The 24,256-nt window shown below is 47.7% G+C and carries 19 protein-coding genes and 1 tRNA gene; 9 read left to right on the top strand and 11 right to left on the bottom strand.

What is annotated here, in order from left to right; all coding sequences use genetic code 11:
- The first annotated feature begins 43 nt into the window (after positions 1 to 43).
- A tRNA-Met gene (locus LKE13_RS05240) sits at positions 44 to 120 on the top strand.
- A 101-nt stretch (positions 121 to 221) separates the two neighbouring features.
- On the opposite strand, the gene LKE13_RS05245 is transcribed toward LKE13_RS05240, so the two are convergent.
- The 3 genes from LKE13_RS05245 to LKE13_RS05255 form a co-directional block, all read right to left on the bottom strand.
- The gene (locus LKE13_RS05245; RefSeq protein ID WP_227948888.1) at positions 222 to 527 is read right to left on the bottom strand and encodes a hypothetical protein; all 306 of its coding nucleotides are present in this window, start codon (positions 525 to 527) and stop codon (positions 222 to 224) included.
- Positions 528 to 542: 15 nt separating this feature from the next.
- Positions 543 to 2,273: a hypothetical protein gene (locus tag LKE13_RS05250; protein ID WP_227948890.1), complete on the bottom strand. Its 1,731-nt coding sequence runs from the start codon at positions 2,271 to 2,273 to the stop codon at positions 543 to 545.
- A 63-nt stretch (positions 2,274 to 2,336) separates the two neighbouring features.
- The gene (locus tag LKE13_RS05255; RefSeq protein ID WP_227948892.1) at positions 2,337 to 3,893 is read right to left on the bottom strand and encodes a hypothetical protein; all 1,557 of its coding nucleotides are present in this window, start codon (positions 3,891 to 3,893) and stop codon (positions 2,337 to 2,339) included.
- A 548-nt stretch (positions 3,894 to 4,441) separates the two neighbouring features.
- Between LKE13_RS05255 and LKE13_RS05260 the strand changes: the two genes are divergently transcribed.
- The 3 genes from LKE13_RS05260 to LKE13_RS05270 all read left to right on the top strand — a co-directional run bounded on the left by LKE13_RS05260 (position 4,442) and on the right by LKE13_RS05270 (position 8,723).
- Positions 4,442 to 5,776: a glycosyltransferase family 87 protein gene (locus LKE13_RS05260; protein WP_227948894.1), complete on the top strand. Its 1,335-nt coding sequence runs from the start codon at positions 4,442 to 4,444 to the stop codon at positions 5,774 to 5,776.
- A gap of 133 nt (positions 5,777 to 5,909) precedes the next feature.
- Complete coding sequence (locus LKE13_RS05265; protein WP_227948896.1) at positions 5,910 to 7,220, top strand: glycosyltransferase family 87 protein; 1,311 nt, start codon at positions 5,910 to 5,912, stop codon at positions 7,218 to 7,220.
- A 195-nt stretch (positions 7,221 to 7,415) separates the two neighbouring features.
- Entirely contained in the window at positions 7,416 to 8,723 is a 1,308-nt protein-coding gene (locus tag LKE13_RS05270; RefSeq protein ID WP_227948898.1) for a glycosyltransferase family 87 protein, read from the top strand.
- On the opposite strand, the gene LKE13_RS05275 is transcribed toward LKE13_RS05270, so the two are convergent.
- From LKE13_RS05275 to LKE13_RS05295, 5 genes are all read right to left on the bottom strand, one after another.
- Positions 8,716 to 10,431, bottom strand: a complete 1,716-nt coding sequence (locus LKE13_RS05275) for a hypothetical protein (RefSeq protein WP_227948901.1) — start codon at positions 10,429 to 10,431, stop codon at positions 8,716 to 8,718. The two genes, LKE13_RS05270 and LKE13_RS05275, sit on opposite strands and share 8 nt — an antisense overlap.
- A gap of 218 nt (positions 10,432 to 10,649) precedes the next feature.
- The gene (locus LKE13_RS05280) at positions 10,650 to 12,389 is read right to left on the bottom strand and encodes a hypothetical protein (RefSeq protein WP_227948903.1); all 1,740 of its coding nucleotides are present in this window, start codon (positions 12,387 to 12,389) and stop codon (positions 10,650 to 10,652) included.
- A gap of 185 nt (positions 12,390 to 12,574) precedes the next feature.
- Positions 12,575 to 13,471, bottom strand: a complete 897-nt coding sequence (locus tag LKE13_RS05285) for a DMT family transporter (RefSeq protein WP_227948906.1) — start codon at positions 13,469 to 13,471, stop codon at positions 12,575 to 12,577.
- Complete coding sequence (locus tag LKE13_RS05290; protein ID WP_227948908.1) at positions 13,468 to 14,391, bottom strand: helix-turn-helix domain-containing GNAT family N-acetyltransferase; 924 nt, start codon at positions 14,389 to 14,391, stop codon at positions 13,468 to 13,470. Before LKE13_RS05290 ends, LKE13_RS05285 begins: the two co-directional genes overlap by 4 nt.
- Positions 14,392 to 14,462: 71 nt before the next feature.
- Entirely contained in the window at positions 14,463 to 15,359 is an 897-nt protein-coding gene (locus LKE13_RS05295) for a LysR substrate-binding domain-containing protein (protein WP_227948911.1), read from the bottom strand.
- Positions 15,360 to 15,605: 246 nt separating this feature from the next.
- Here LKE13_RS05295 and ugpB point away from each other — a divergent pair, with 246 nt between their 5' ends.
- From ugpB to LKE13_RS05320, 5 genes are all read left to right on the top strand, one after another.
- Entirely contained in the window at positions 15,606 to 16,922 is a 1,317-nt protein-coding gene (gene ugpB / locus LKE13_RS05300) for a sn-glycerol-3-phosphate ABC transporter substrate-binding protein UgpB (RefSeq protein ID WP_227948913.1), read from the top strand.
- Between the two features lie 72 nt (positions 16,923 to 16,994).
- Positions 16,995 to 17,876 (top strand): sn-glycerol-3-phosphate ABC transporter permease UgpA, encoded by an 882-nt coding sequence (gene ugpA / locus LKE13_RS05305; protein WP_227948915.1) that lies wholly within the window; start codon positions 16,995 to 16,997, stop codon positions 17,874 to 17,876.
- Complete coding sequence (gene ugpE / locus LKE13_RS05310) at positions 17,876 to 18,724, top strand: sn-glycerol-3-phosphate ABC transporter permease UgpE (RefSeq protein ID WP_227948917.1); 849 nt, start codon at positions 17,876 to 17,878, stop codon at positions 18,722 to 18,724. The genes ugpA and ugpE overlap by 1 nt, the downstream gene beginning before the upstream one ends.
- Positions 18,725 to 18,741: 17 nt before the next feature.
- Positions 18,742 to 19,827: a sn-glycerol-3-phosphate import ATP-binding protein UgpC gene (locus LKE13_RS05315; protein WP_227948919.1), complete on the top strand. Its 1,086-nt coding sequence runs from the start codon at positions 18,742 to 18,744 to the stop codon at positions 19,825 to 19,827.
- Positions 19,828 to 19,947: 120 nt separating this feature from the next.
- Positions 19,948 to 20,739, top strand: a complete 792-nt coding sequence (locus LKE13_RS05320) for an SDR family oxidoreductase (protein WP_227948922.1) — start codon at positions 19,948 to 19,950, stop codon at positions 20,737 to 20,739.
- Here the strand turns inward: LKE13_RS05320 and LKE13_RS05325 are convergent.
- From LKE13_RS05325 to LKE13_RS05335, 3 genes are all read right to left on the bottom strand, one after another.
- On the bottom strand, positions 20,736 to 22,193 hold the full coding sequence (locus tag LKE13_RS05325) for a cryptochrome/photolyase family protein (protein ID WP_227948924.1): 1,458 nt from the start codon (positions 22,191 to 22,193) through the stop codon (positions 20,736 to 20,738). The genes LKE13_RS05320 and LKE13_RS05325 overlap by 4 nt on opposite strands.
- A 100-nt stretch (positions 22,194 to 22,293) precedes the next feature.
- Positions 22,294 to 23,349, bottom strand: a complete 1,056-nt coding sequence (locus tag LKE13_RS05330; RefSeq protein ID WP_227948926.1) for a glycosyltransferase family 4 protein — start codon at positions 23,347 to 23,349, stop codon at positions 22,294 to 22,296.
- Entirely contained in the window at positions 23,277 to 24,134 is an 858-nt protein-coding gene (locus LKE13_RS05335) for a UDP-2,3-diacylglucosamine diphosphatase (protein ID WP_227948928.1), read from the bottom strand. The genes LKE13_RS05330 and LKE13_RS05335 overlap by 73 nt, the downstream gene beginning before the upstream one ends.
- Positions 24,135 to 24,256: the final 122 nt, after the last annotated feature.

Raw genomic sequence — 24,256 nt, forward strand, 5'->3', positions numbered from 1 at the left:
TAACCGGAAGGACATCAAACCCCTTCCAGAAAAACAAAATTACCGCGGGGTGGAGCAGCCCGGTAGCTCGTCAGGCTCATAACCTGAAGGTCGTAGGTTCAAATCCTACCCCCGCAACCAAATTAAAAAGGGTCCCTTCAGGGACCCTTTTTTGTTCGGTGGCTGGGATAACCGCTACAAAGAAGCTTAAGTAAGGGCCAGAAAAACTTACGAAAATTAGGCTATACCTTAGAGCTCACTTTACGTGCTAAACCGCCCTGCTTCGTCGGCGGAGTATGGTCGACATCATAATCTGCTTTCAGTCCATTGAGTGCGGTAAGTACTCTTGCTAATATGTTTTCTTCCCCGTCGGTCATTCCTTCTTCTTCAGCCACGGCTAGTTCGCTTGCATCATATTCCCATCTGAGAAGGACCTCTATCATCTGCTCTCTTGTCAGGTCCGGATGTGCGACGACGTCTTCGGGGGAGGCGAACACAGAACTCGGGTCCAACTTTGCCTTCTCTAAGTCTATTGTATGTTTCGTCATATCCACTTACTTTCCCTATTCCATTTCATCAATGACAATGCACCAGTATATCCCGCCGTTCAGATATCCCGCCATATCGCAATCAGACTGATCCCGTTCACGGCTGATTTCCGTTTTGACGCCCCTGTCAGCCAAAAGTTGCGTCCATACAGAAAGACCATCTTGGGTCGAAGTTGACTGAAAATCCTGATAAGCTGGAGGGTCATAGAACATGAGGAGCTTTACCTCAGGAAACATCGATAATTCATTAATTAAGTCGGTTTTTGCGTAAAGCAACCTGCTTTCGCGAAAGGCACCTAAACCGCTTGCGATAATACACCCGATAAAAGAGAGTAGAGCGATACACATAAATAGGCGGGGGATGAACATTCTCTTCCCGCAGCCGCTTAGTTTCATAGACGCTGCAAAGAAGAAAAGGGCGCTTAACCAAGTGAAGGGTACATATCTGGCCCACCAGGATTCAGGGAAAAACATAGAGGCCCCAAACATTACGGCACCAAATAGAGCTATGCCATCCGCTTCCTGGACCACACTCGTATTTTTAATTCTTCTGTTAGTGTAGCGCCTGGCGGCAAAAGCCGCAATTGTAGCGAGAAGGGCCAGGCTGAAGAAAGGCCCGAAGCCGCCACGGCGGGTATCAAACCTGAGATACTTGAATTCAGATAGTTGAAAGGTCCCGGGAATTTTAAGCTCTATCGGCGCGTCAATGGGCCATTCGCTATGGTCAGTTCGTGCAAAAATACCATAGATAAATTTCATGGGTGCGGACAATGGGATCACATTCGCCGGTTCATTCCCCGTCATAATTTTTTCCACTGAAGGATAAAGGAGTTGCCCGTGATCCAGCACATTTGTGACATAAGGCTTATATCCGACAACAGTGACACCGATAATAAATGTGAATGCGTATATGAGGCCTCTATTGCGTATCCAGAAAAATGCTCGGCTCAAGAAAGCTTCGTTCGTCCTCTGAAATACCAGTTCGGCAAGGAAGCCAGCAGCAACAATTAAAGGAGCATAGTAAAGCGCCGCCGTTTTCGTGTTCACCATGAGAATGATACAACACAGAGCGCTTACGCGGGCAAGTGCGCTTTTCTGGTACATGTCTGTTAGCAAAAAGAGAGCAAGCGCCGCGCCAAACAAATAAAGGGGCGCGTCAACGTAATGCGTTAGAAGCTGACCGATTACGACAGGGTTTGCGACCAGAATACCGGTGAGAAGGAGCGCGGTCACCTCGCGAAGACGAGGCAAATTATTTGTGCAATTATTCAGGAAAAACCCATAGGATAACAAGGCCACTATTGCCATCAGGCCTGGGATAAGTGCCTGCCCGGACATCAGCATGCCTGTCAGACTGACAATGTATGACTGTAAGACCCAATAACCGTTGGGGTATGAATCCACCCAAATATTGTTATGGGGGGATAAGAAGGGATTCCAGCCGTCTCCAATATCCCATATAGCACTCAAATGGTACGCATATCCGTCGAAGCCCGGATCATAGAAAGGTTGGGTCGCAATGGCCCAAACTAGAATAATGACCAAAAATGCGACAATTGTGAGAAGAGCTAGCCCGGCGTTTTTCCGGCCTTCCATTTTCACGATAATGCCGAGTGTAATAATAATCGCTGTGACAAAGAAAATAACCGGGGAATGAAATGCTTCCGATGTGAACCGGCTAATGATGAGCAAAATAGCCAGAAAAATAACAACCGCCGATGCACCGATACTCGCAAATCTTATCATAGGCGGGTTTCCTTAATGTCACGCATTTTTACACATATTACATTTGGTGATCTGATACAGATTTCACTTGCTGGGACGATTTTTAGCACACCATATGATATTGCCATCAAAGAAACCTGAAATCTCGCAATCTTCTTTGTGAAACTCGGATGTTATCTTTGTTTCAATTCCGCGTTCGCGTAGAAGAGTCGTCCAAGTTTTATCGGAGTAGGTAATTGCGGTGGATTGATGATCTTTGATGATGCGGGGATCATGAATAAGAGTAAGCTCGATGATCGGATAATCCTTCATATCTTCAATGACGGCAGTTCTTTGGTAGGTATGCCAGCTTTGCCGGATTGAACCGAGTATGGCGGATGCGATGTTGCCAAGGAAACAAAGAACAATAACTGTGACCAAAAATCTTGCAAACATTGGCCGATTGCTCTTGTCTTCCAAAAAAAGAGTGGAAATTGTTATCAGTAAAACTGCAAGCCAGGTAAACGGAACATACCGCGCCCACCAGGATTCTGGAAACAGCGCCGAAGCGACCAGAAGAATGAATGCAAATAGAGCCAGAGCATCCCCCTTGTGGCGTTGTGGAGCGTAATTTCTGCGCGCACTGGTAAGTCTCGTGAATGTAAACACAACGATTGAGAGGATAAGTGCAAGGCTGAAGAAGGGGCCAAAACCACCCCGTCGTGTATCAAAATCTAGGTCCTTGAACTCAGATATCTGAAAGGTTCCCGGAATTTTTAAATGGACAGGCGCTGTTACCAAGACAGGCCAGACGCTGTCTTCGGTTCTTGAAAAAATTCCATATAGAAACTTTACGGGTACCGGCAATGCTTCCAGATTGTCTGGAATGTTGGTTGCCATGATTTTATCAACGGAAGGGTAGAGCAGCTGCCCGTGATCTACGATATTGGTGACATAGGGCTTATACCCGATGGCAGTGATACCGATAAGAAACGCGAGCCCGAGAAGAATACCTCTGCTTTTGATCCAGTTCATAATAAACTGAAAATGGGAAAGCTCGATATTTTTCATTACCCAGCCGGCCATTAAGCTGGCGAAAACGATTATCGGAACATAGTAAAGCGACGCCGTTTTGGTGTTCACCATCAAAATAATACATCCGACAGCACTCCATCTGGCGAGTCGATTATCAGAAAACGTGTCAGACAGAAGGAAGAGAGCCAATGCACTTCCTAAAAGATAGAGCGATCCGTCGATATAGTGGGTCATTATCTGGGTTACAGTGACCGGGTTCGCGACAATGAAAAGTGCAAACACGAATGCCCATAGGCTCCTGAACCGAGCGAACTGAGCAGCCACATGATCCGCAAAAAAACCGTAAGAAAGCAAGCCTACTGCAGCCATTAGGCCAATGAGGAGAGATTTTCCCGAGAGCAGCAACCCCGTCATTGAAACCAGATATGATTGCAATACCCAATAGCCACTAGGATAGGAATCAACCCAGATATTGTCATGAGACGACAGGAAAGGGCTCCAGCCCTGCGCCAAATCCCATATTGCCGTCAGATGATAAGAGTGTCCGTCATGTCCCACATCATAGAGAAACTGTGTTGAGAAAGCCCATAACAGGATAATTATCGCAAACCCGACAATCGCCACCAATGCTGTTAGTGCCGCCCTATATCCACTAACCAGCCAAAAGCCGAGAACTGTTATCAGAGTAGAGCCTGACAGGAACACCGCCGGATGTACTATATCTATGATCGGCACTCTGCTAACTATTAACAGGACGGAAAGAAACAGAAAGATCGCGGAAGATCCAGCATTTGCAAATCGCGTCATCAACAAATAGTCCTCTTGTCCTAATTAGCCCAGCGATCCGTCGATACCATAAACAAACTAATAAACCATTGCCAGCATTGACGAAGGCGGAAACAAATGGCATGCATAATTTTCTTATGCACGCTATTGCACATCAATGCCATGAAAGTATTAGAAATGATGCTCGAACGACGTGGGTGCTCGAAATCAATAGATTGCTGTCAATAAAAATTTCATTTCTTAAAGCTAATGTTTGAGAGCTTGACCCATGTCTGCCAAACATTAGTATGGGGCCGCCAAGCTCGACGGGGACTATTAGACGTTCGCCTATTTTAGACGATTGAAGAAAGTCAGAATTGTATATGTCAGAGCCGAGTTCCCAACCACGTATGAGTAAGTCCGCCCTAATTTTTATTTGTCTGGCCGGAGGACTTATTGCCTTTGGCGTTATTTATGATGCATTTGACTATTTTTGGGGATATGGGTGGGCAGTAGATGAACTGCGCACAATCTTGCAGCTTATAATCGTGGATGATGACTCCTGGTGGCCAATGTATAATGCCGCAAATGTACGGCTTTATGGGGATGGTATATACCAAACAGTATTCTTTGAGGATGGGATGAAATTTCAATATCCGCCCTTGAGTATTTTGCCATTTGTGATTTTCATCAAGATAGGAATGGGGTGGGAGACAATTCGGGAGTTCATGAACTTTATCTCGTTTGTCTCAATACTCTCTATCATCGGTTCGGTTTATTACCTGATAATCTCGGTATTTAAGAAGTTCACCAGTATTGAAAATTTTGACTGGAAGTACAAAATTTCGTTTATATTGATTGCGATTGTAGGAACGTTTGGATTTGATGCAATCGTTAAGGCCCAGTATTTAGGGCAGATTCAAGTCATACTGGATTTATGCATCTGCCTGGCATTCTTGCTGTTTCTAACTAATAAAAAATATTTAGCTGGCGCGTGCCTGGCTCTGGCTGCGTTGGTTAAGCCCCAGATTACATTACTGCTTGTTTGGGCGATAATCCGAAAAGAAAAGGAAGTAATTGTGGGAATGATCGCTATTTTCGTTCCTGCGGGCGTGATTTCTCTATATGGCTTCGGGTTTCTAGAGCATGTCCACTATCTTGAATCCCTTTCCCAAATGGGCAAGCACGGCGAAGCATACTGGCCAAACCAGAGTATTAATGGCCTGCTACATCGCTTGATAAGCGATGTTGATCCTCTTAAATTCCCGGTGAATTCCTACGCACCATATAATCCGATCGTATATGGTTTTACGATTGTGACAACTGTGATGCTGATATTGCTGGGCTTATTTTGCCGACCAGAATCCGGGCATACTAAGGCTCAGGGCAAAACGCCTATCAGCTCATCCTTCGATATGGCGACAATGCTTTTGCTGGTGACAATGGCCTCCCCAATTGCGTGGTATCACCACTACGGCATCCTTTGGCCCATTTTCATCGCTGCATTTGTCGTTATCGCTTGGCAGCTTTACCAAAGGCGGGATCTATTGACAGTTGCAACGGCCATATTATTCAGCTTGAGCTTTCTACTGTTATCAAACAGGTTCCCGGTGCTGACGAAAGAACAGTTCGCTTCCTCACCCATAAACCTTGTCCAATCCTATTATCTTTTTGGCGCATTTTTGATGTTGGCTGCCTTGTTCATGCTCCGGCGTAATTTGGTTGTTAAATCCGATGTTGATTGAATTAACACCCCTCGATAAGACAGATCTAGATCGCCGTATTTTGGCTTTCCAACGGATAGTCCGAAAATAACCTGAAGCAATGGGCCCAGAGAGTATGTTTCGAAAAATAAATAGAGATCCGGCAAGCCTATATATGCTGACGCTTGGCGTATTGATCTCGCTATTCGTTATAAACGGACTGCTGGATTACTTCTGGGGGTACGGAAACACATACGCAGAGTTAAGGGCTGTGTTGCTGCAGGCTATGGAACAGGATGATTCATGGCTGCCGATGTATGAAGCGGCATATGCAAGGCGGGAATTTCCGGACAAAGGAATCTATGAGGTTGTTTTTTTCGAGAACGGAATAAAGTTTCAATATCCTCCAATAAGCTTATTGCCATATATCGGCCTGATAAAGTTTGGGTTTGATCTGCCTGCCATTATCAAAATATCCTACGCGGTGTCTTTTGTTGCGATGCTTGCAATCGCTTTTTGCGGATACAAAATAGCGGTTGTTCTCCTAGATAAATATGGTTGCAAAGGGTTGCTATCAACGCGCGGGCGGCTGGGTATTTTTATCTTGTCATTACTCGCTATCTTCACATTTCACCCAATTTATATCGCGCAGTACCTGGGACAGGTACAGGTAATTATTGATCTGCTCGTCTGCCTCGCATTCCTTGCCTGGCTGAGCGAGCGAAAGCATCTTTCTGGAATAATGATTGCCACTGCGGCTTTGATAAAACCGACGTTGATACTGGTCTTTCTTTGGGCAATGATACGAAAAGAAAAAGCATGTTTTGTTGGGATGGTCGTCGTCTTCATTCCAGCGGGCATTCTTTCTCTTGCCGTTTTTGGATTTGAGGAACATCTGGATTATCTCAGGGTGTTGTCTTACATTGGCACCCATGGAGAGGCGTTTTGGCCAAACCAAAGCATGAATGGATTGCTTAATCGGTTGCTGGGGGGCGATAATCCGGGCAGCTTTGATGCAAATTCCTATTCCGGTTACAATTTATATGTTTATGCGGGCACCATGATCTCGACGGTATGCTTTATCCTGTTTGGCCTGTTTTATAACAGGCCGAAATCCTCGAACAATGTCGCGTCCGCGCTTGATTTGGCGACGATGGTATTGCTCTCTGTGATGGCAACTCCGACTGCATGGACGCATCATTATGGGGTCTTATGGCCAATCCTGGTGATGGCCATCATGGTTTCGATACTCCTTATGCTTAAAGGAAAAAATCAATATGCTGTGACTGGGTTTACTTTGCTTTGCATCGGTTATTTTTTCATATCCAATTACTTTAGCTTTACAGATAACCCCGCATATTATGCACCTCCTGTTAATTTGATTTTGTCACATTTTCTTTACGGCGGATTCATTACCCTCTTTGCGCTATTGCTATTAAGACGCGCGGCATCTGGTGGTCTGGCCGGTGATGTGTCCCGCAGTTAGTGCAATTTTGCGGGAAATTAGAATAACTTGACCGTATTTACTCAGGCAGTAGTATTCGATCAACGTCTGTAGAAAATGTAAGCAAACTTGGTCAGCCCGCGCCGTAATCAACCCGGATAGTCCTTCTTAATGCCTCAACGTCCCAATAAACTGTCCAACCCCACGTTCCTCTTTATTTTTATCGTGGGAGGGATCGTGTCTCTGGGGATCGCAAAGAACATAGTAGACTATGCTTTGGGCGATACCTATATCACAACGCTTACTAAAACGGTTTTGTCACTGGATTTGATTTATTTTGATTCATGGTGGCCAATGACGGAGGCTGCCGTCGCTAAGCTCAAATTCCCGGACCAGGGTATTTATGAGAATGTTTTCTTTGAAAGGCATATCAAGTTCCAGTATCCACCGATAAGTATTCTGCCATTTTGGGCGGTTTACAAATTTGATATGAGCTGGGAGCGGGCAACCGAAATTGCAAATTTCGTATCCTATCTATCTTTGTTTGGGATCGTCATTTGCGGCTATAAAACGGTAACTGTAATTGCAAAGAAATATTATTCGGAATTTCAGGTATCTTTCGCCTTTCGCGTGGCCATCTTTTTGCTCGTTCTCGTCGCCACCTTCAGTTTTTATCCCCTCATGTGGGGGCAGTTTATCGGCCAGATTCAGGTTATTATAGATTTGCTGATCAGTATTGCTTTCTTGAGCTGGTTGATGGGGCGAAAATATTTCTCAGGCATGATGATCGCGCTTGCCGCTTTGATCAAACCGCAGTTTGCATTGTTTCTGCTTTGGGCGTTGTTGCGAAAAGAGAAGCAGTTCCTGATGGGCTTACTGATTGTCTTCATCCCGGCTGGTGTCATCTCTCTCGCAATTTTCGGCTTTCAGGAGCATCTGGATTATTTACGTGCACTATCGCATATGGGACGCCACGGGGAGGTATACTGGCCAAACCAGAGCATCAACGGAATACTGAACAGGTTATTGGTTGATGCGACGTCTCTGATGTGGACTTTGGAATCCTTCGCCCCTTATAACCGGCTTGTTCATATTGGGACAATTACGTCGACGGTTCTTCTCATTCTATTGGGTCTTTTTTATCGGCATAAGATGGTCATCGGGGAGAATGGGGAGCCGAGTATCGGGTCGGCTTTGGACTTGGCGGCAATGCTTCTGATTTGCACGATTGCGTCGCCAGTCGCATGGATTCATCACTATGGGATTTTATTACCTGTATTTCTCGCGGCCTTTCTGGTGGCGATCCATTCTTTTTCGACAGCCGCAAAAATATCATCCTTGGTCAATATCCTGCTTCTGTGCGTAAGTTATTTTCTTTTGGCTAACTATTTTACGCTGGCGGAAAAAGAAGTGTTTAGCGAACCACCATTAAATTTACTTCAATCCTTACATTTTTATGGCGCGGTTTTGCTGTTGATCGCATTGTTCTCTCTACGAATTGACTTGGGGGGAAAAACGGTCGGCAACAGACTTCGCCCTAATTAGGATATTTAAAAGTCTTAGGCGCAGTTCTTTCGATGAATCGTTCCTCCCGCATTTTTGGATCTCTCGGGGCGCACCACAGTACATGAGCCTCAAGCCAGCCTAGTTTTTCACAATAGGCGTTAACGTCATCCGGAAATCTTGTGCCAACAATTTGAACTTTTACTCCATTTCTTCCAAGAACGCGTGCCCAGACATTCGTTGCATCTGAGATTTGTTTGGACTGAAAATCTGGATTTATTCGAATATCTTTTTCGATATACATTTCAATTATCGGATAATTTTTTGCGGCTTCGGCGGCGCGGGTGGTTATCCAAACCTGTTTGTTTTGCTTATACGCACCGCCTGCGCCAGCAAGAATACAAAGCATAAGTGACAGTACGGCAACGCCTTGAAGGATTCGGATTAATATCAGGAACTTACCCTTGCCGACCAAATAGAGTGACGCAACGGCGAAAAGAACAACGCTGAGCCAGGTGAAGGGCACGTATCTGGCCCACCAGGATTCAGGGAAGAACATAGACATGAGTAGAAGCGCAAATGCGAAGGCTGCAAAGCTATCTCCCTTCCGTATGATCGAATATGAGTTGCTTGAAAAGCTCGCAATTCTGCAGGCTGCATAAGCAAGTATGGAACTTATAAATGCCAGACTGAAAAAGGGCCCAAAACCGCCTCGACGCGTGTCAAAACGAAGAACTTTGAACTCATCAATTGAAAATGTGCCGGGGAACTTGAGATAAATCTGGGAATCGAAAGGATACGGCCAAAGCGTTTTGCCTGTTTCGGCAAATATTCCATAGAAAAACCCGACGGGCGCGGAAACGCCTTTTACGTTATTCGGGATATTATAGCTCATAATGTCCCTAACAGAAGGATAGAGCAGTGACAGATGGTCCTGAAGATTAGTTACATAGGGTTTGTAGCCGATAACAATAACCGCGAAAAAATACACAAGCATATATATCAATCCGCGGGACATGATCCATTTGACGGCACGTGGAAGGCAATCCTTGAGACTGCCGTTCGCCACGAGGTGCATAAAAAATCCACCGATCACGATGAGAGGCGCATAATAAAGATTCGCTGTTTTCGTGTTGATCAACAGGATGATACAGCTCATCACTCCCCATTTGGCGAGCTTGCTGGTGCCAAGCGCATCTATCATTAGAAAGAAAACAAGACCGGAGCCAATCAGATAGAGAGGTGCATCCGTGTAATGTGTCATGACTTGCGTTAGAACAATGGGGCTCCCGATAACAAGGCCTGCCAGAAAAAGGGATGTTAGCTTTTGGAATTTGGAAAGTTGCTCAGTGTAATGGTCCAGAAAAAAGCCATAGGATAGAACTGTAACAGTTGCCATTAGTCCGATTAGCAGGGACTGCCCCGATAGTATGAGGCCTGTAGTCGCGACGAGATAGGATTGTAGGGCCCAGTAACCGTTCGGGTAAGAATCAATCCATATATTGTTATGGGGAGTGGCGAGTGGGTTCCAACCCTCAGCCAGATCCCAAATAGCCGTTAAGTGATAGGCGTATTCATCATCTCCGGGAGAATAAAGCGGTGACGTCACGAAAGCCCATAATGCCAGAAGAGCAATAAACCCAAGGATAGATATAAGCGCGGTTTTTGATGCGCGTGCGCCTTCTGCAAAATATGACAGGAGAACCGCTAATATCAAAGATACTGCTATATCCACATATGGGGAGAGCATCGTTGTAATCGTAAGTCGATTGACAATCAGCAGAAGCGCTAAAAAAAAGAAAATTGATGAACCGCTGGCAATGGATATACGCGATTGCAAGCTATAACGATCATGTTGCAATTTCAGTGCCCTCTCGGTTGCAACTATTAAGGAATTTAGCGTTGAGAAAATTATCGTGACTATCGTATTTTTGCAAATATGGTTAAGGATGTCATCATCGGGGATGCCTATTCTTCGTAATTTTTGGGAATACACCAGAGGACGGCACCGAAAAAGTATCCGGCTTGGAGACATGTCTCTTCGTCAAATACCTTGGTAATCTTTGTGTTGATGCCTTCCCTTTCCAGTATTTCTGCGTAAACCGTCGCCGCATCAGACTGCGATTTAGACTGATAATCAGAGAATTTACGCACCTCCTCTATGAGGGTCAGTTCAACAACAGGCGCCATCTTCATCTGGTCAAGCGGCGCAAATCTTTCATACGTTTGTTTATGCTGACGCGCGGCGCCCAAAGTTGCCGACAATATGCAGCCTAACAGGGAAATTACGGTAATTGTCACAGTAATCTGCGTAAAGAACCTGCATTTCCCTTTCAATTCAATAACCATCGGAGTAATCGCAAGAAAGATTGGGGTGAGCCAAAGAAACGGTACATATCTGGCCCACCATGGCTCCGGAAAGAAGATAGACACTGCTAGCATTGCAAACCCAAGAAGCGCGATGCCTCCGCTCTGCAATTGCTGTAACGTCATCTCTTGTCGATACACCGCAATGCGACTTGCGAAGAAGGCGAAGAAGGAGGCAATCAAGGCCAGACTGAATAAGGGGCCAAAGCCGCCCCGACGTGTATCAAAATCGGGCGCCTTAAATTCTGCTAGCGTGAAAGTGCCGGGAATTTTCAGGCTTATTGGAGCTTCAACCGGAATGCCGTATCGATTATGCTCTGTTCGTGCGAAGAGACCGATAAAAAACTTTTCAGGAGCTGACATCGGATCTTGTACATTCATGGGCGTATTTTTATTCATTATCTCCGCAGAGGGAGGATAGAATAAATCACCATGATCCAGAATATTGGTGACATAGGGCTTATAGCCTATCACCAAAATCCCGAAGACCCCTGCCAAACCATAATAAATGCCTCTCTTTCCTATCCAATGGATGACGCGTTGTATTATTCCGTTAGGTCCTCGTTGGACAAACAAGTCCATAAGAAAGCCACTGAAAAGAATAAGCGGTGTGAAATAGAGGGCGCTGGTCTTTATATTTAGCAATAAAATGACGCAGGCTATGGCGCCGATCCATGCCATTCGACCTCGCGAAACTACATCCGAGATAAGGAAGAGTACAAGTGAAGCGCCAACCGTATATAGTGGCGCATCAACATAATGGGTTTGTATTTGCGTCAGGAGTATGGGGTTGGCGACAACGATGGCTGAAAACAGAATGGCTGGCCAAACCTTGAACCGTGACCACGTGCCTGAGAAATTTACATAGAAGAAGGTGAAAGCTTGTAATCCTAACACTGCCATCAACCCGATCAGCAGCGCTTGTCCCGCCATTGGCAATCCCGTTATGGATACGAGATACGATTGCAGCGCCCAATAGCCTGTTGGATAGGAATCAACCCAAATGTTGTTATTTGGTGTCAAAAAGGGATGCCATCCATTCGCCAAATCCCAAATGGCGGTGATGTGATAAACATATCCGTCATGACCTGCTGGGTAGAAGGGTTGGGTTCCATATGCCCACGCGGCCAGAATAATAAAAAAACTACCAATTGCCAGAAGGGCGGAAAGCAGAGCTTTCCTGCCGCCGAGACCGATTACCGCTGGGCAAGTAATTCCTAAGGCAAGGCCAACCTGAATAAGATGTGGGATAATACCGTAGATATCAGCCCTACTGATGGAGAGGAGAACAGCAAGAAAAATAAAAATTGAGGCAGCGGCCGAATTGACGTTTTTCATCATTCGTGACGTTCCCGTTTTAATCAGTACTCAGACAGCATTTTTCCGGTTTGGCATCAGACCTATAAACCGGATCATGGCTGCCGAACTCAAACCGATCTATGCTGCGTAACACAAATTCCGCCATAAACCAACTTTCACACAATTTCCGTTATAATAACAATATGCAGCATTTATTATAACAGACATCAAGACTGAACATCGTTGCTTTCCTTGCGCCATAGGGAGACGACGAGACCGGCAATCACCAGGGCTGTTCCAATCAAATCCTGAACAGAGAGAGGCTGAGCAATAAACAGGGCGCCCAGGATCGCAGCGGTGATCGGACTGAGGCCTAGGAATACGGTCACGTTCGATGGCGGGATATGGGCCAACGCATAAAGCCAGCAGAAATAACCCACGGCGCTCGAGAAACCGATAAACAACAGAACAAACCATATGGTCGTTGAAAAGCCAGAGACGGCTTCGATCATGCCCTCCATTAGGGCGAGGCCAAACAGAAATAGAACCGCACATCCCATTGCCATGGAGCTGATCTGCAATGTCGGGTAGCGCGGCATGTAGGCGCTATAGAGGACGGAGCAAAGCGCCCCTATGAATGCGCTTAAGAATGCGGCGCCGATGCCGAACCACTCCATCGTATCTAAATCATCTACGAAAGCGGTTGTACCAACAGCAAATCCAACACCGATTATAGTCAGTATAATTCCCGTGAGCTTGCGGTAGGTAAAACTCTCGCGCCCGAGGAGAATGGCAATGGCCATGGTGAGGAGAGGGAGGCTGGCAAATATTAGAACGGCTAGGCCGGCAGCAATATAGATGACTGAGAAATTTAGCAGGATGATCAAAATGGCAAACTGAAAAATGCCAAAAAGAAGAATTGCCAGAAAATCGCGCGGCGCTACAGGGCTCCAACGAATACGAAGTGCGAGCGGGAGTAACAACAAGACTCCGATCAGATATCGGATGAAGGCTATTGTAATCGGGCCGATCTCACCGACAATTGATCCTGTTGCCACAGTTGCGGCACCAACAACGACACCACTCGTAGCAGCAGCGAGCAGCGCCAAGTTTACACGATTCATAACTTCAAATCCCAAACCTGACCCACAAGATCCTGCCCGAAGCTATGGTGAGGCTCTTCTTCAACCATTTCAAATCCAGCCTCTTCATACAGATGTATAGCGGCATGAAGGGTGCTGTTAGTCCAAAGGGTCAGCTTTTCATAATGTTTGTGGTTGGCAAAGCGAATACATTCGTCAATTAGCTTACGCCCAACACCGAGGCCTCGTGCCGTCGGTTCGACATAGAGTAGGCGCAGCTGTGCTGTTGTAGTGGTTTTCTTTACAAGAAATACAGAACCCAGGACTTCATCATTTCTCTCTGCGATCCAGCAATGCTCAAATTGTGGGTCAAAATTTGTCAGGAATTCTCCGGCGACTTGGGCGACCAGAGCCTCGAAACTGGAATCGAAGCCATACTCTCGCGCGTAGAGAACGGCATGGCGGTGGATGACCCAGCCAATATCGCCGGGACGATGACTGCGGATAATGACGGGGTCAGATTTGCCGTCCACCGGATCAAGTGTTGAGGCAATATAGTTCATCGCCGCAAGCAACCGGATTTGTGTGGCATCAGAGAGCGAGGAGAGGATTGTTTCCACTTCATCGCGGGACGCTTTGATGAAAGGTTTAAAAGCGCGCCTTCCTTGTTGAGTGAAGGTGAGAACCCGCTGCCGTCCATCTGTCTCACTTTTCTCTGTCTTGAGCAAGCCTTCTGACTTGAACTTCTTGAGGAGACGGCTGAGGTAGGCGGGGTCAAGCGACAGACTTTTTGAGAGGTCCCCCGCCGTCAGATTCTCGCCTGCGTATAGTTCATAGAGCACCCGCATCTCCGTAAGGGAAAACCGGCTGTTCAATAACCCTTCATTTAGAGCGCCGACATGCTTGGTGTAGAACCTGTTGAACTTTCTGACCGCGTCGATGTGCTTTACAGAGACAGACATAAGAATCCTCCTATTTTATTGTCATGTGACAACAAAATAATGGACTTTGTCAACTAAATTGGTTGTGATTTTTAATCAGCTAGCACGAACGGTGTCAGGCTTTCACGAAACTGTGCGATGAACTCCTGCATCAAAAGCGAGCGAGGATGATACTTCGGATAGAGTATATCGAGGCGGAATGGTAGTTGCGGCTCAAAGGGCCGGGTGACCAGCCCACGCCCAACATATTCTGCGGCATCAATTGAGCTGACGATGGCGATCCCCACCTCCTGTTCTGCCAGTAAGCAGGCCGTCGCAAACTGGCGCACTTCGACGCGATGGTCCAAAACGGCGCCCGACGTATCAAATGCTGCTTTTACAGCATGATAAAAGCGATTTTGCCGATCCTGAATGATCATTGGAAGGCCGTCGAGGTCCTTAGCTGTTATGACTTGCTGACCGGCGAGAGGATGGCGACTTGAAAGTGCGCATACGGTCCGAATATTTACCGATTCATGATTGACGGCGCTATGCCCCTCAAATTCATCAGCAATTCCGATATCATATTGCTGAGCCGCGATCCATTCACGAACTCTTGCAGAACTTCGTGTTTGAATTGACATCGTGACATCCGGCCGATCGGCCAGAAATTCTGAGACAACTCGCGGCAATAGGGATGTTGCGAAACCGGGTAAGCAGGCAATTCGCAAATGTCCCGCCTTTTGATTGCGAATATCTGCTGCAAGCTGTGCAACATGATCTAGGTTGGCAATTGCCCGATCGACCTCGCTATATAAAAATTCGGCCTCTGATGTGGGATGAAGGCGCCCCTGACGCCGATCGAAAAGAGGAATTTTGAGAGATTTTTCAAGGCTGCTGATCAACCGGCTGACGGCCGGCTGAGAGACATTGAGAATACTGGCCGCGGGCGTTACGCCTCCGGCGATCATGACAGCTCTGAAGGCCTCCAATTGTCGTAACCGATTCATTCCGAAAGATGCCTCCCCAAGACCTATTCCATAACACAATGTTATGGAGTTATTCGAATAGATTATCACTAACCCCGCAAAATGTGGAATCTCGAATTAGTTTGTTAGGCTGTCATTAAACCGTAATTGAAGGTCGGGCAAATACCTATACTCTGTCAGGAGGGGACGGGTTGCCTCCGACAGAAAGAAATTAGATTCGGGCATCGCATACCGTGATGTTTTATAATCAACCTATAGGGAAACATTATGTCTATATTCAAAAAACTAGTTCTACCGGCGGCTTTGGCTGCCTTCATGAGCGGAACCGGCGTTGCGTCGGCGGTTACTGAAATTCAGTGGTGGCACGCGATGGGTGGCACCAACGGGGAGCGTGTCAATAAAATTGCGGAAGATTTCAACGCGACGCAGTCAGACTATAAAGTCGTTCCGACATTCAAGGGCAATTACACGGAAACAATGACGGCGGCAATCGCAGCATTCCGCGCGAAGAAGCAGCCTCATATTGTTCAGGTTTTCGAAGTTGGCACAGCGACGATGATGGCCGCCGAGGGCGCCGTTTATCCTGTTGAGCAGATGATGAAAGATGCGGGCGAACCGTTTGACAAGTCGGACTACCTGCCTGCCGTGATCAGCTATTATCAGACATCAGAGGGTGAACTGCTATCCATGCCGTTCAACAGCTCCACGCCTGTTCTGTGGTATAATAAAGACGCCCTTGATAAAGCAGGCGTATCCAAGGTTCCGGCAACTTGGCCGGAAATGAAAGAAGCTTCCGAAAAGTTGGTTGCCGCAGGATATAAATGTGGTTTTTCATTCGGATGGCAGTCATGGGTTATGGTTGAAAATTTTAGCGCCTGGCACAATATCCCGATGGGCACCGAAGAAAACGGCTTCAAGAGCACGAAAACGATTTTCGAATTTGACAACGATATTGTCAAAACTCACATGAAAAATCTTCAGGATTGGCATAAATCCAATCTCTTCACATATGGTGGACGCCGCGGCGACAGCCTGCCGATGTTCACGAACGGTGAATGTGGCATGTGGATGAATTCCTCTGCATATTACGGCTCTATGAAGAGCCAGGCAAAGTTTAACTTCGGTCAGTCCATGTTGCCATACTATCCGAATGTGATCGACAAGCCTCAGAACTCTATCATTGGCGGCGCCACTCTTTGGGTTCTGCGTGGTAAAGAAAATGACGACTATAAGGGGGTTTCAAAATTCATGACCTACCTGTCGTCTCCGGAAGTTCAGGCATGGTGGCATCAGGAAACGGGCTATGTTCCGATTACTACTGCTGCTTATGAACTCTCCAAGAAGCAGGGCTTTTACGAGTCTAACCCGGGTACGGATACGGCCATTAAGCAGCTAAGCCTGAATACGCCAACGCCGAATTCCCGTGGTATCCGCTTCGGTAACTTTGTGCAGATCCGTGACGTTATCAATGAAGAGATGGAAGCGATCTGGAACGGATCCAAAACTGCGGAACAGGGCATGGATGATGCTGCCAAGCGTGGCGACGTTCTCCTTCGTAAGTTCGAAGAAGCGAACGGGTCGTAACGTTTGATTTTCTGATGTCGACCGCCGCAGCGCAGATGTGCTGCGGCGGCGCATTCAGAGAGGTTTTCGCTGATGTTAAAGAATGTACATTTTGGGCCATCCGTGCTGCCCTTTCTACTGGTTCTGCCGCAGATTATCGTCACCCTTGTCTTTTTTATCTGGCCAGCTAGTCAGGCGCTCTATCAATCCTTGCTGTTGGAAGATGCGTTCGGACTGAAAACGGAATTTGTTTGGTTCAGGAATTTTGAGGATCTATTGAGCGATCCGCTCTACTGGGATTCCTTTAAAATAACGATTGTTTTTTCCTTTCTTGTTGCCTTTCTTTCCATGTCCTTCGCGCTAATTCTCGCCCTTTTTGCAGATCGTGTCATAAAAGGCTCGGGCGCCTATAGAACACTTCTGATTTGGCCCTACGCCGTTGCGCCGGTAACTGCTGGCGCGTTGTGGGTCTTCATGTTTAATCCGACTTTGGGTATCGTAAGTTATGCCCTTTCGGCACTTGGCTATGAATGGAACCACCAGTTGAATGGCGGGGAGGCCATGGCGCTGGTGGTCATGGCGTCTGCATGGAAGCAGGTTGCTTATAATTTCCTTTTCTTCCTAGCAGGACTGCAATCAATACCAAAATCACTGATCGAAGCCGCCGCAATTGACGGCGCAGGCCCGATGCGCAGGACAATCGATATTGTCTTGCCGCTGTTGTCGCCAACGACGTTCTTCTTGCTTGTCATCAATATTGTCTATGCTTTCTTTGAAACATTTGGCGTTATCCATGTCGTGACTGCTGGCGGACCAGCGGGCGCGACAAATATTTTGGTCTATAAGGTATTTAATGACGGTTTCGTGGGGCTTGACCTTGGTGGATCTGCTGCGCAGTCGGTTATTCTTATGATTATGGTAATTGCCCTGACGGTCGTTCAGTTCAAGTATGTTGAGAAACGGGTGGATTACTAATGATTGAAAACAGGCCACTTCTGACAATTTTTTCTCACATCATGTTGATCCTTGGTGTGGCGGTTATAGCGCTGCCCATCTGGATTATGTTTGTGGCCGCGAGCCATCCTGAAATCCGGATGACACAGGTCCCGCTACCGATGCTTCCCGGGGGGCATTTTTTCGAAAATCTCGACATCGCATTGAGCCGTGGAATGAGCGGAATGGATGGCAATGGGGTTGGATATATGATGCTGAACAGCCTTGCCATGGCGATGATGATTGCTGTCGGAAAAATCGCGATTTCATTGCTATCGGCTTTTGCTATCGTATATTTTCGCTTTCCATTCAGGATGTTTTTCTTCTGGATGATTTTTATCACCTTGATGTTGCCGGTAGAGGTTCGGATATTGCCGACCTATGAAGTCGTGGCCAATCTGGGAATGCTGGATACCTACTGGGGACTATCCATCCCGCTAATCGCGTCGGCTACGGCGACGTTTATGTTTCGACAGGTATTTCTTACGATCCCGGATGAATTGCTGGAAGCGGCGCGGATTGATGGCGCGGGTCCCATGCGTTTTTTCTGGGATATATTAATTCCTATGTCGCGGACTAACATCGCCGCGCTTTTTGTAATCTTGTTTATCTATGGATGGAACCAGTATCTCTGGCCACTCCTGATTACATCAGAGACAAGCATGTATACGATTGTGATGGGTATCAAGCAGATGTTGGAGGCGGCGGAACAAGTGCCGCAGTGGAATATCATCATGATGACGGCATTACTCGCTATGTTGCCGCCAGTTTGTGTTGTTATTTTCATGCAAAGTCTCTTCGTCAAGGGACTGACGGAAACCGAAAAATAAGGCGGGAAAATCAGACGATGGCAAGGGTAGTTCTAGAGGGTATTCGCAAAACCTATCCAAATGGTTTCAAGGCGATTCATGGCGTTGATGTTGAGATTGAGGAAGGGGAATTCCTTGTTCTTGTCGGCCCTTCAGGCTGCGGAAAATCGACTTTGCTTCGGATGATAGCAGGGCTTGAATCCATTACTGAAGGGCGGCTGAGCATTGGCGGTCGTGACGTCAATAATCTGGAACCGTCTGAGCGAGATATTGCGATGGTTTTCCAGAACTACGCCCTCTATCCGCATATGAGTGTTTACAAAAACATGGCCTACGGCCTTAAAATCATGGGGCTGCCCAAGGCCGAGATTGAGGAAAGGGTTAAGAAGGCCGCGGCAATTCTTGAACTTACCGATGAGCAGTTGACGCGCAAGCCCCGACAACTCAGCGGTGGACAGCGTCAGCGCGTCGCTATGGGGCGGGCAATCGTTCGTGAGCCCAGTGTTTTTCTCTTTGATGAGCCACTTTCCAATCTGGATGCAAAACTACGGGTCCAAATGCGTCTCGAGATCAAGACGCTTCAGGCAAATCTAGGTATTACCAGTGTCTATGTAACCCACGATCAGGTGGAGGCCATGACACTTGGCCACCGTTTGATGGTGCTGAATGCAGGCAATGTGGAGCAGCTTGGTACGCCGATTGAGCTATACCAGCGCCCTGCCTCTCTTTTCGTCGCAGGATTTATCGGATCTCCGGCCATGAATTTTGCGGATGCTAAAATTGACGCAGAGGGCAAAAATATCACTATTTCGGGGCAGGAGGCACTACCGCTCGGTGATGGGGGAATGCCGGAACATGGCGGAAAAGATGTTATCTTAGGTATCCGGCCAGAGCATTTGGAATTAGTTGTTGAAGCGCCTGATGCTGTCCCCATGACGGTAACGATGGTGGAACAACTTGGCGCAGATACGCTCGTACATGGTCATTTCGGTGAAAGCAGATCTGATCTGACAGTTCGGCTGGATGGAATCCGTCATATCAAGGGAGGCGAAGTGTTGCCGATCCGCGTGGCACCTGACCACCTGCATGTGTTTGACCCAAAAACTGAACGCCGACTCTCGTGATCTCAGATAGCTGAATTTTATCGTCGGGACAAATCGCAACGTCTTGGATATGCTGTTCACAGGGAAAGGAGCGATGCCTTGGGGTCGTTCTTGTGCAATGGTCTAATCAAGGAAGAAAAAATGGCAGGGATAGCTTCTAACGGTAATAATCTAGGTGCTCTCAGAGATATTACAGGCAAGGTTGCCTGGGTCACAGGGGCTGGAACTGGCATAGGACAAGCGGGCGCGGTATCACTCGCGCGCGCTGGTATGGAGATCGTTCTTTCGGGCCGCCGCAAGGAAAAGCTCAAAGAGACCGAGGAGATGATCCGCGCTGTCGGAATTGAACCCGTCATCGAGGAGCTCGACGTGGCCGACGCAGATCAGGTTGCTGCGGTTGTCGATCGGATTGAAAAACGGTTTTCACGCCTTGACATCGCTGTGTTGAGCGCGGGCATAAATGTCAAGAAGCGTAGCTGGAGCGAGGTTGATACGGACGGGTGGGATTCAGTCGTTGATATCGACCTGAATGGAGCTTTTTATTGTTGTAAGGCCGTTTTGCCGATCATGCGTCGTCAGAAAGAGGGGCTGATCGTTAATGTGTCGTCTTGGGCAGGTGTGCGCGTATCGAAAATGACAGGGCCCGCCTATACAGCCGCTAAACATGGTATGGTTGCCATGAGCGAGAGCATCAATATGGAAGAGGCGATTAACGGCATCCGGGCCTGCGCGCTTTGCCCAGGCGAAGTGGCGACGCCGATCCTAGATAACCGGCCTGTCAAAGTCACGGATGATGAAAAATCGGTCATGCTTCAAGGCGAGGATTTGGGGGAAACAATTCTGTTCTTGGCGCAACTTGATAAGCGGGTTTGTGTCAACCAGCTGGTAATCAGTCCGACGGCAAATCGAATGTATACAGCGGGAATAACCTAAGAAGACTGTCTTGCCTTCATATCCGCATAGGCATCCAACGCGTCTTGGCGTGATGTTTTAAGATCTACAAGCGGTTCGGGGTAGGTCTCGCCGAGAGTTATCCCCGCCGCCTCTAATATCTCCTTCGGTGCTTCCCAGGGATTAAACAGCCACTTGTCGGGCAAGCCAGTGAGTTCGGGCACATATTTTCGTGTGTATTCTCCCTTTGGATCAAACCGGACGCCTTGAGTGGCGGGATTGAAGATACGGAAATAGGGGGCGGCATCGGCACCGCAGCCCGCAACCCATTGCCAGCTTGCGCTGTTGTTGGCGAGATCCGCATCAACAAGACAATCCCAGAACCAGCGCGCGCCTTCCCTCCAGTCGATCATTAGGTTTTTCACAAGGAAGGAGGCGGCGACCATGCGCACCCGGTTATGCATGAAACCGGTTTGCCAAAGCTCGCGCATTCCGGCGTCAACAAGGGGGATGCCCGTCTGTCCACGTTGCCATGCCTCTAGCGCGGCCATATTCTTTCGCCAGGGAAAGGCGTCAAATTTCGTCTGCAGGTTTTTTTCGGGGAGGTCAGGTGTGTGATAAAGTAAGCTATATGAAAATTCCCGCCAGGCAAGTTCCATGCGGAATTGATCTGCATCTTCTTCATTTTTGATCATATGTTCTCGAAAGGCGAGCGCATACCATATCTGATGTGGTGATATTTCACCAAAGTGAAGATGCGGGGAAAGGTTGGAGCTGTTCTCAGTCGAAGGAAAGTTCCGACCTTTGTTATAGCCATCTATGCCGTCGTCCAGGAATTGGTGCAACCTGTCTTGCGCCCCTTTTTCACCCGGCGTCCAATCCGGGTCTCGCTTGATCTCCCAGTTCAACGCAAGAAGGTTTAGCTCGGAAATGGTATGGGAGCCATCGATAGTGCCGGTCTCGGCAAATGTTAAATTCTGATGTTTCCTCATGGGTTTTCTTGGCTCCGTACTATTCAGACAGCCTTTGCGATAGTACGGGGTGAAAACACGATATGGTGTTCTATCTGACTTGAGAACCTCCCATGGTTCCCAGAGCAGGGAGCCATTCATGGAGATTACATTTACGCCATTCTGTTTCAACTCCGCTGAAATATCTTTGTCCCGTTGGATGCGCCATGGCTCGTAGCAGCGATTCCATGAGATAGTTTCTACCGCATTTTCCCGAGTTAGTTTCATAAGGACTTCAATCGGATCTCCGCGAAAAACATTGAGATTGCCATCAAGGCTTTTGTTGAGATCGGTCAGGGAATGATGAAGCCACCATCGGCTTGCGCCGCCAATACGATGGCTAGCCGCATTTTCATCGTCCAGAATATAAATGGGAAGTAGTTTGCCAGATTCTACCGCTGCCATGAGCGCAGGATTGTCAGAAAGCCGCAAGTCCTGCCGAAACCAGTGGATTGCGATTGCATTATTTGACGAGCTAAGTGTCACGATGGAGAAATCTTTGGTTAAAGCTATTCTATTCCATTCTGATACGGTGCCGGGCCGGCACCGGATCACCAGAAATAGATTTCATCCGATCGAATGCAAATTAGCCGACTTCTTCCGTTTCCTTCAAAGATAGGGGGGCAGGAGCTATGTTTGTAGTATCCGTGAAAACTACCAAATTATTTTTGAACTGCATCGCGCTGGTCGCCCAAGAGTAACCCATGGCATATTCGCGGCATACGGTGGGGTCAATATCCAAAGCATTAATTGCGGCAGCCTTCAGATCTTCCTCGAGAACTCCTACAGGACTATCCCCGATGACATCGAGAGGACCGGTGACGGGATAGGCGGCGACGGGTACTCCGCAGGCCAGCGCTTCCAAGAGGACAAGGCCAAACGTATCCGTCCGGCTCGGGAATACAAACACATCGGCGGCGGCGTATACTTTCGCGAGTTCCTCACCTTCTTTCAGTCCAAGAAAGATGACTTGCGGATACTTTTTCTCCAAATCCTTGCGTTGCGGCCCATCACCAACCACTACCTTGGTGCCAGAGAGATCAAGCCGTAAAAATTCCTCAATATTTTTCTCAACGGCAACCCGGCCGACATAGAGAAAAATCGGCCGTTTATAGTTAAGTGCGGTTTTTTCTCTGGCATGAAAAAGCTCTGTATCTATACCGCGTGTCCAGCGTCTAATATGCTGAAACCCGCGGAGCCTTAAATCTTTCTCCAGACTTGGCGTAGCGACCATAATCGCGCGGGATGGTCGATGAAACCAACGTAAACTGGCATATCCCCATGTGATCGGGAGTCGGATGCGGGCATTTACATACTCAGCAAAGCGCGTATGGAATGCGGTAGTGAAGGGGATATTGTTCTTTATACAATAACGACGGGCAGCGAAACCGAGGGGGCCTTCCGTTGCAATATGGACGGCATCCGGCAGTGTTTCTGTAAAAATCTTGCGCATTCGTCGTGCCGGGAAAAGGGACAAACGAATTTCAGGATAGGTAGGGCAAGGAAGAGAGGTAAAAAGTTCCGGCGTTACCATGATGACTTCATCACCGAGCCCCGTTAGATAGTCCTTTAAGTTCGAGAGCGTCCGAACAACCCCATTGACTTGAGGATGCCAGGCATCGGTAATGAGGATGAGTCGCATGATTTGTTTCCTTGTATGTCGGAGAGGGAAGCAACCGCACCCATCCAGTGAATTAATTCCAGACGGCCGTCAAAATGTTCGACCAGGGCCGAGCAGCTTTCTACCCAGTCACCATCATTGCAGTAGGTGACGCCGTTGATTTCGCGAATTTCGGGGTGATGGATATGGCCGCAAATAACGCCGTTGACGCCCCGATCCTTGGCAACGTCGGCAAGCGCATTTTCAAAGTCTGCAATAAATTTAACGGCGTTTTTCACCTTCAGCTTCAAATAGGCGGAAAGCGACCAGTACGGATATCCAAGCCGTTGGCGAATGGCGTTGAGAGTATCGTTGAGCTTGAGGCAGAGCCCGTAACTCCAGTCGCCGAGGTAGGCAAGCCAGCGGGCGTATTTGACGACGACATCGAATTCATCGCCATGCAGAACCAGAAACTTCCGGCCATCTGCGGTGGTGTGGACGATTTCATGAACGACCTGAATGGAGCCAAAATCATGGTCGACATAGTTTCGAGCGAATTCATCATGGTTTCCCGGAATAAAGACAACCCGGGTCCCCTGCCGCGCCTTGCGCATGATCTTTTGCACCACGTCGTTGTGAGCCTGCGGCCAGTACCAGCCTTGCTGCAAGCTCCATCCGTCGATAATATCGCCAACGAGGTAGAGGTTTTCGCTCTTGGTGCTTCGCAGAAAATCCAGCAGGAAGTTTGCCTTGCACCCGGGGGTGCCTAAATGTATATCCGATATCCAGATGGACCGGTATTTATGGCTTATTGCACGGGCATCCATTACGCATGACTCTTTTGGGTTGTCATCAAATGGTCATCAAAAGTTTTAAATGACGAAACAATCGTATGGACAATGTCTACGGGTTGTACGGGTCAGTTTAATGACCGCTTGGTTATGTTTTT

The organism is Sneathiella sp. HT1-7, assembly GCF_020731145.1.
Taxonomy (GTDB): domain Bacteria; phylum Pseudomonadota; class Alphaproteobacteria; order Sneathiellales; family Sneathiellaceae; genus Sneathiella.

Bases quoted from the DNA above. Each gene is read 5' to 3' on its own strand.
- ugpB (WP_227948913.1), top strand. From the start codon at position 15,606: ATGTCTATATTCAAAAAACTAGTTCTACCGGCGGCTTTGGCTGCCTTC.
- LKE13_RS05285 (WP_227948906.1), bottom strand. From the start codon at position 13,471: ATGAATCGTGTAAACTTGGCGCTGCTCGCTGCTGCTACGAGTGGTGTC.
- LKE13_RS05335 (WP_227948928.1), bottom strand. From the start codon at position 24,134: ATGGATGCCCGTGCAATAAGCCATAAATACCGGTCCATCTGGATATCG.
- LKE13_RS05245 (WP_227948888.1), bottom strand. From the start codon at position 527: ATGACGAAACATACAATAGACTTAGAGAAGGCAAAGTTGGACCCGAGT.
- ugpE (WP_227948917.1), top strand. From the start codon at position 17,876: ATGATTGAAAACAGGCCACTTCTGACAATTTTTTCTCACATCATGTTG.
- LKE13_RS05315 (WP_227948919.1), top strand. From the start codon at position 18,742: ATGGCAAGGGTAGTTCTAGAGGGTATTCGCAAAACCTATCCAAATGGT.
- LKE13_RS05320 (WP_227948922.1), top strand. From the start codon at position 19,948: ATGGCAGGGATAGCTTCTAACGGTAATAATCTAGGTGCTCTCAGAGAT.
- LKE13_RS05265 (WP_227948896.1), top strand. From the start codon at position 5,910: ATGCTGACGCTTGGCGTATTGATCTCGCTATTCGTTATAAACGGACTG.
- ugpA (WP_227948915.1), top strand. From the start codon at position 16,995: ATGTTAAAGAATGTACATTTTGGGCCATCCGTGCTGCCCTTTCTACTG.
- LKE13_RS05250 (WP_227948890.1), bottom strand. From the start codon at position 2,273: ATGATAAGATTTGCGAGTATCGGTGCATCGGCGGTTGTTATTTTTCTG.
- LKE13_RS05260 (WP_227948894.1), top strand. From the start codon at position 4,442: ATGAGTAAGTCCGCCCTAATTTTTATTTGTCTGGCCGGAGGACTTATT.
- LKE13_RS05295 (WP_227948911.1), bottom strand. From the start codon at position 15,359: ATGAATCGGTTACGACAATTGGAGGCCTTCAGAGCTGTCATGATCGCC.
- LKE13_RS05290 (WP_227948908.1), bottom strand. From the start codon at position 14,391: ATGTCTGTCTCTGTAAAGCACATCGACGCGGTCAGAAAGTTCAACAGG.
- LKE13_RS05330 (WP_227948926.1), bottom strand. From the start codon at position 23,349: ATGCGACTCATCCTCATTACCGATGCCTGGCATCCTCAAGTCAATGGG.
- LKE13_RS05275 (WP_227948901.1), bottom strand. From the start codon at position 10,431: ATGCTCTCCCCATATGTGGATATAGCAGTATCTTTGATATTAGCGGTT.
- LKE13_RS05280 (WP_227948903.1), bottom strand. From the start codon at position 12,389: ATGATGAAAAACGTCAATTCGGCCGCTGCCTCAATTTTTATTTTTCTT.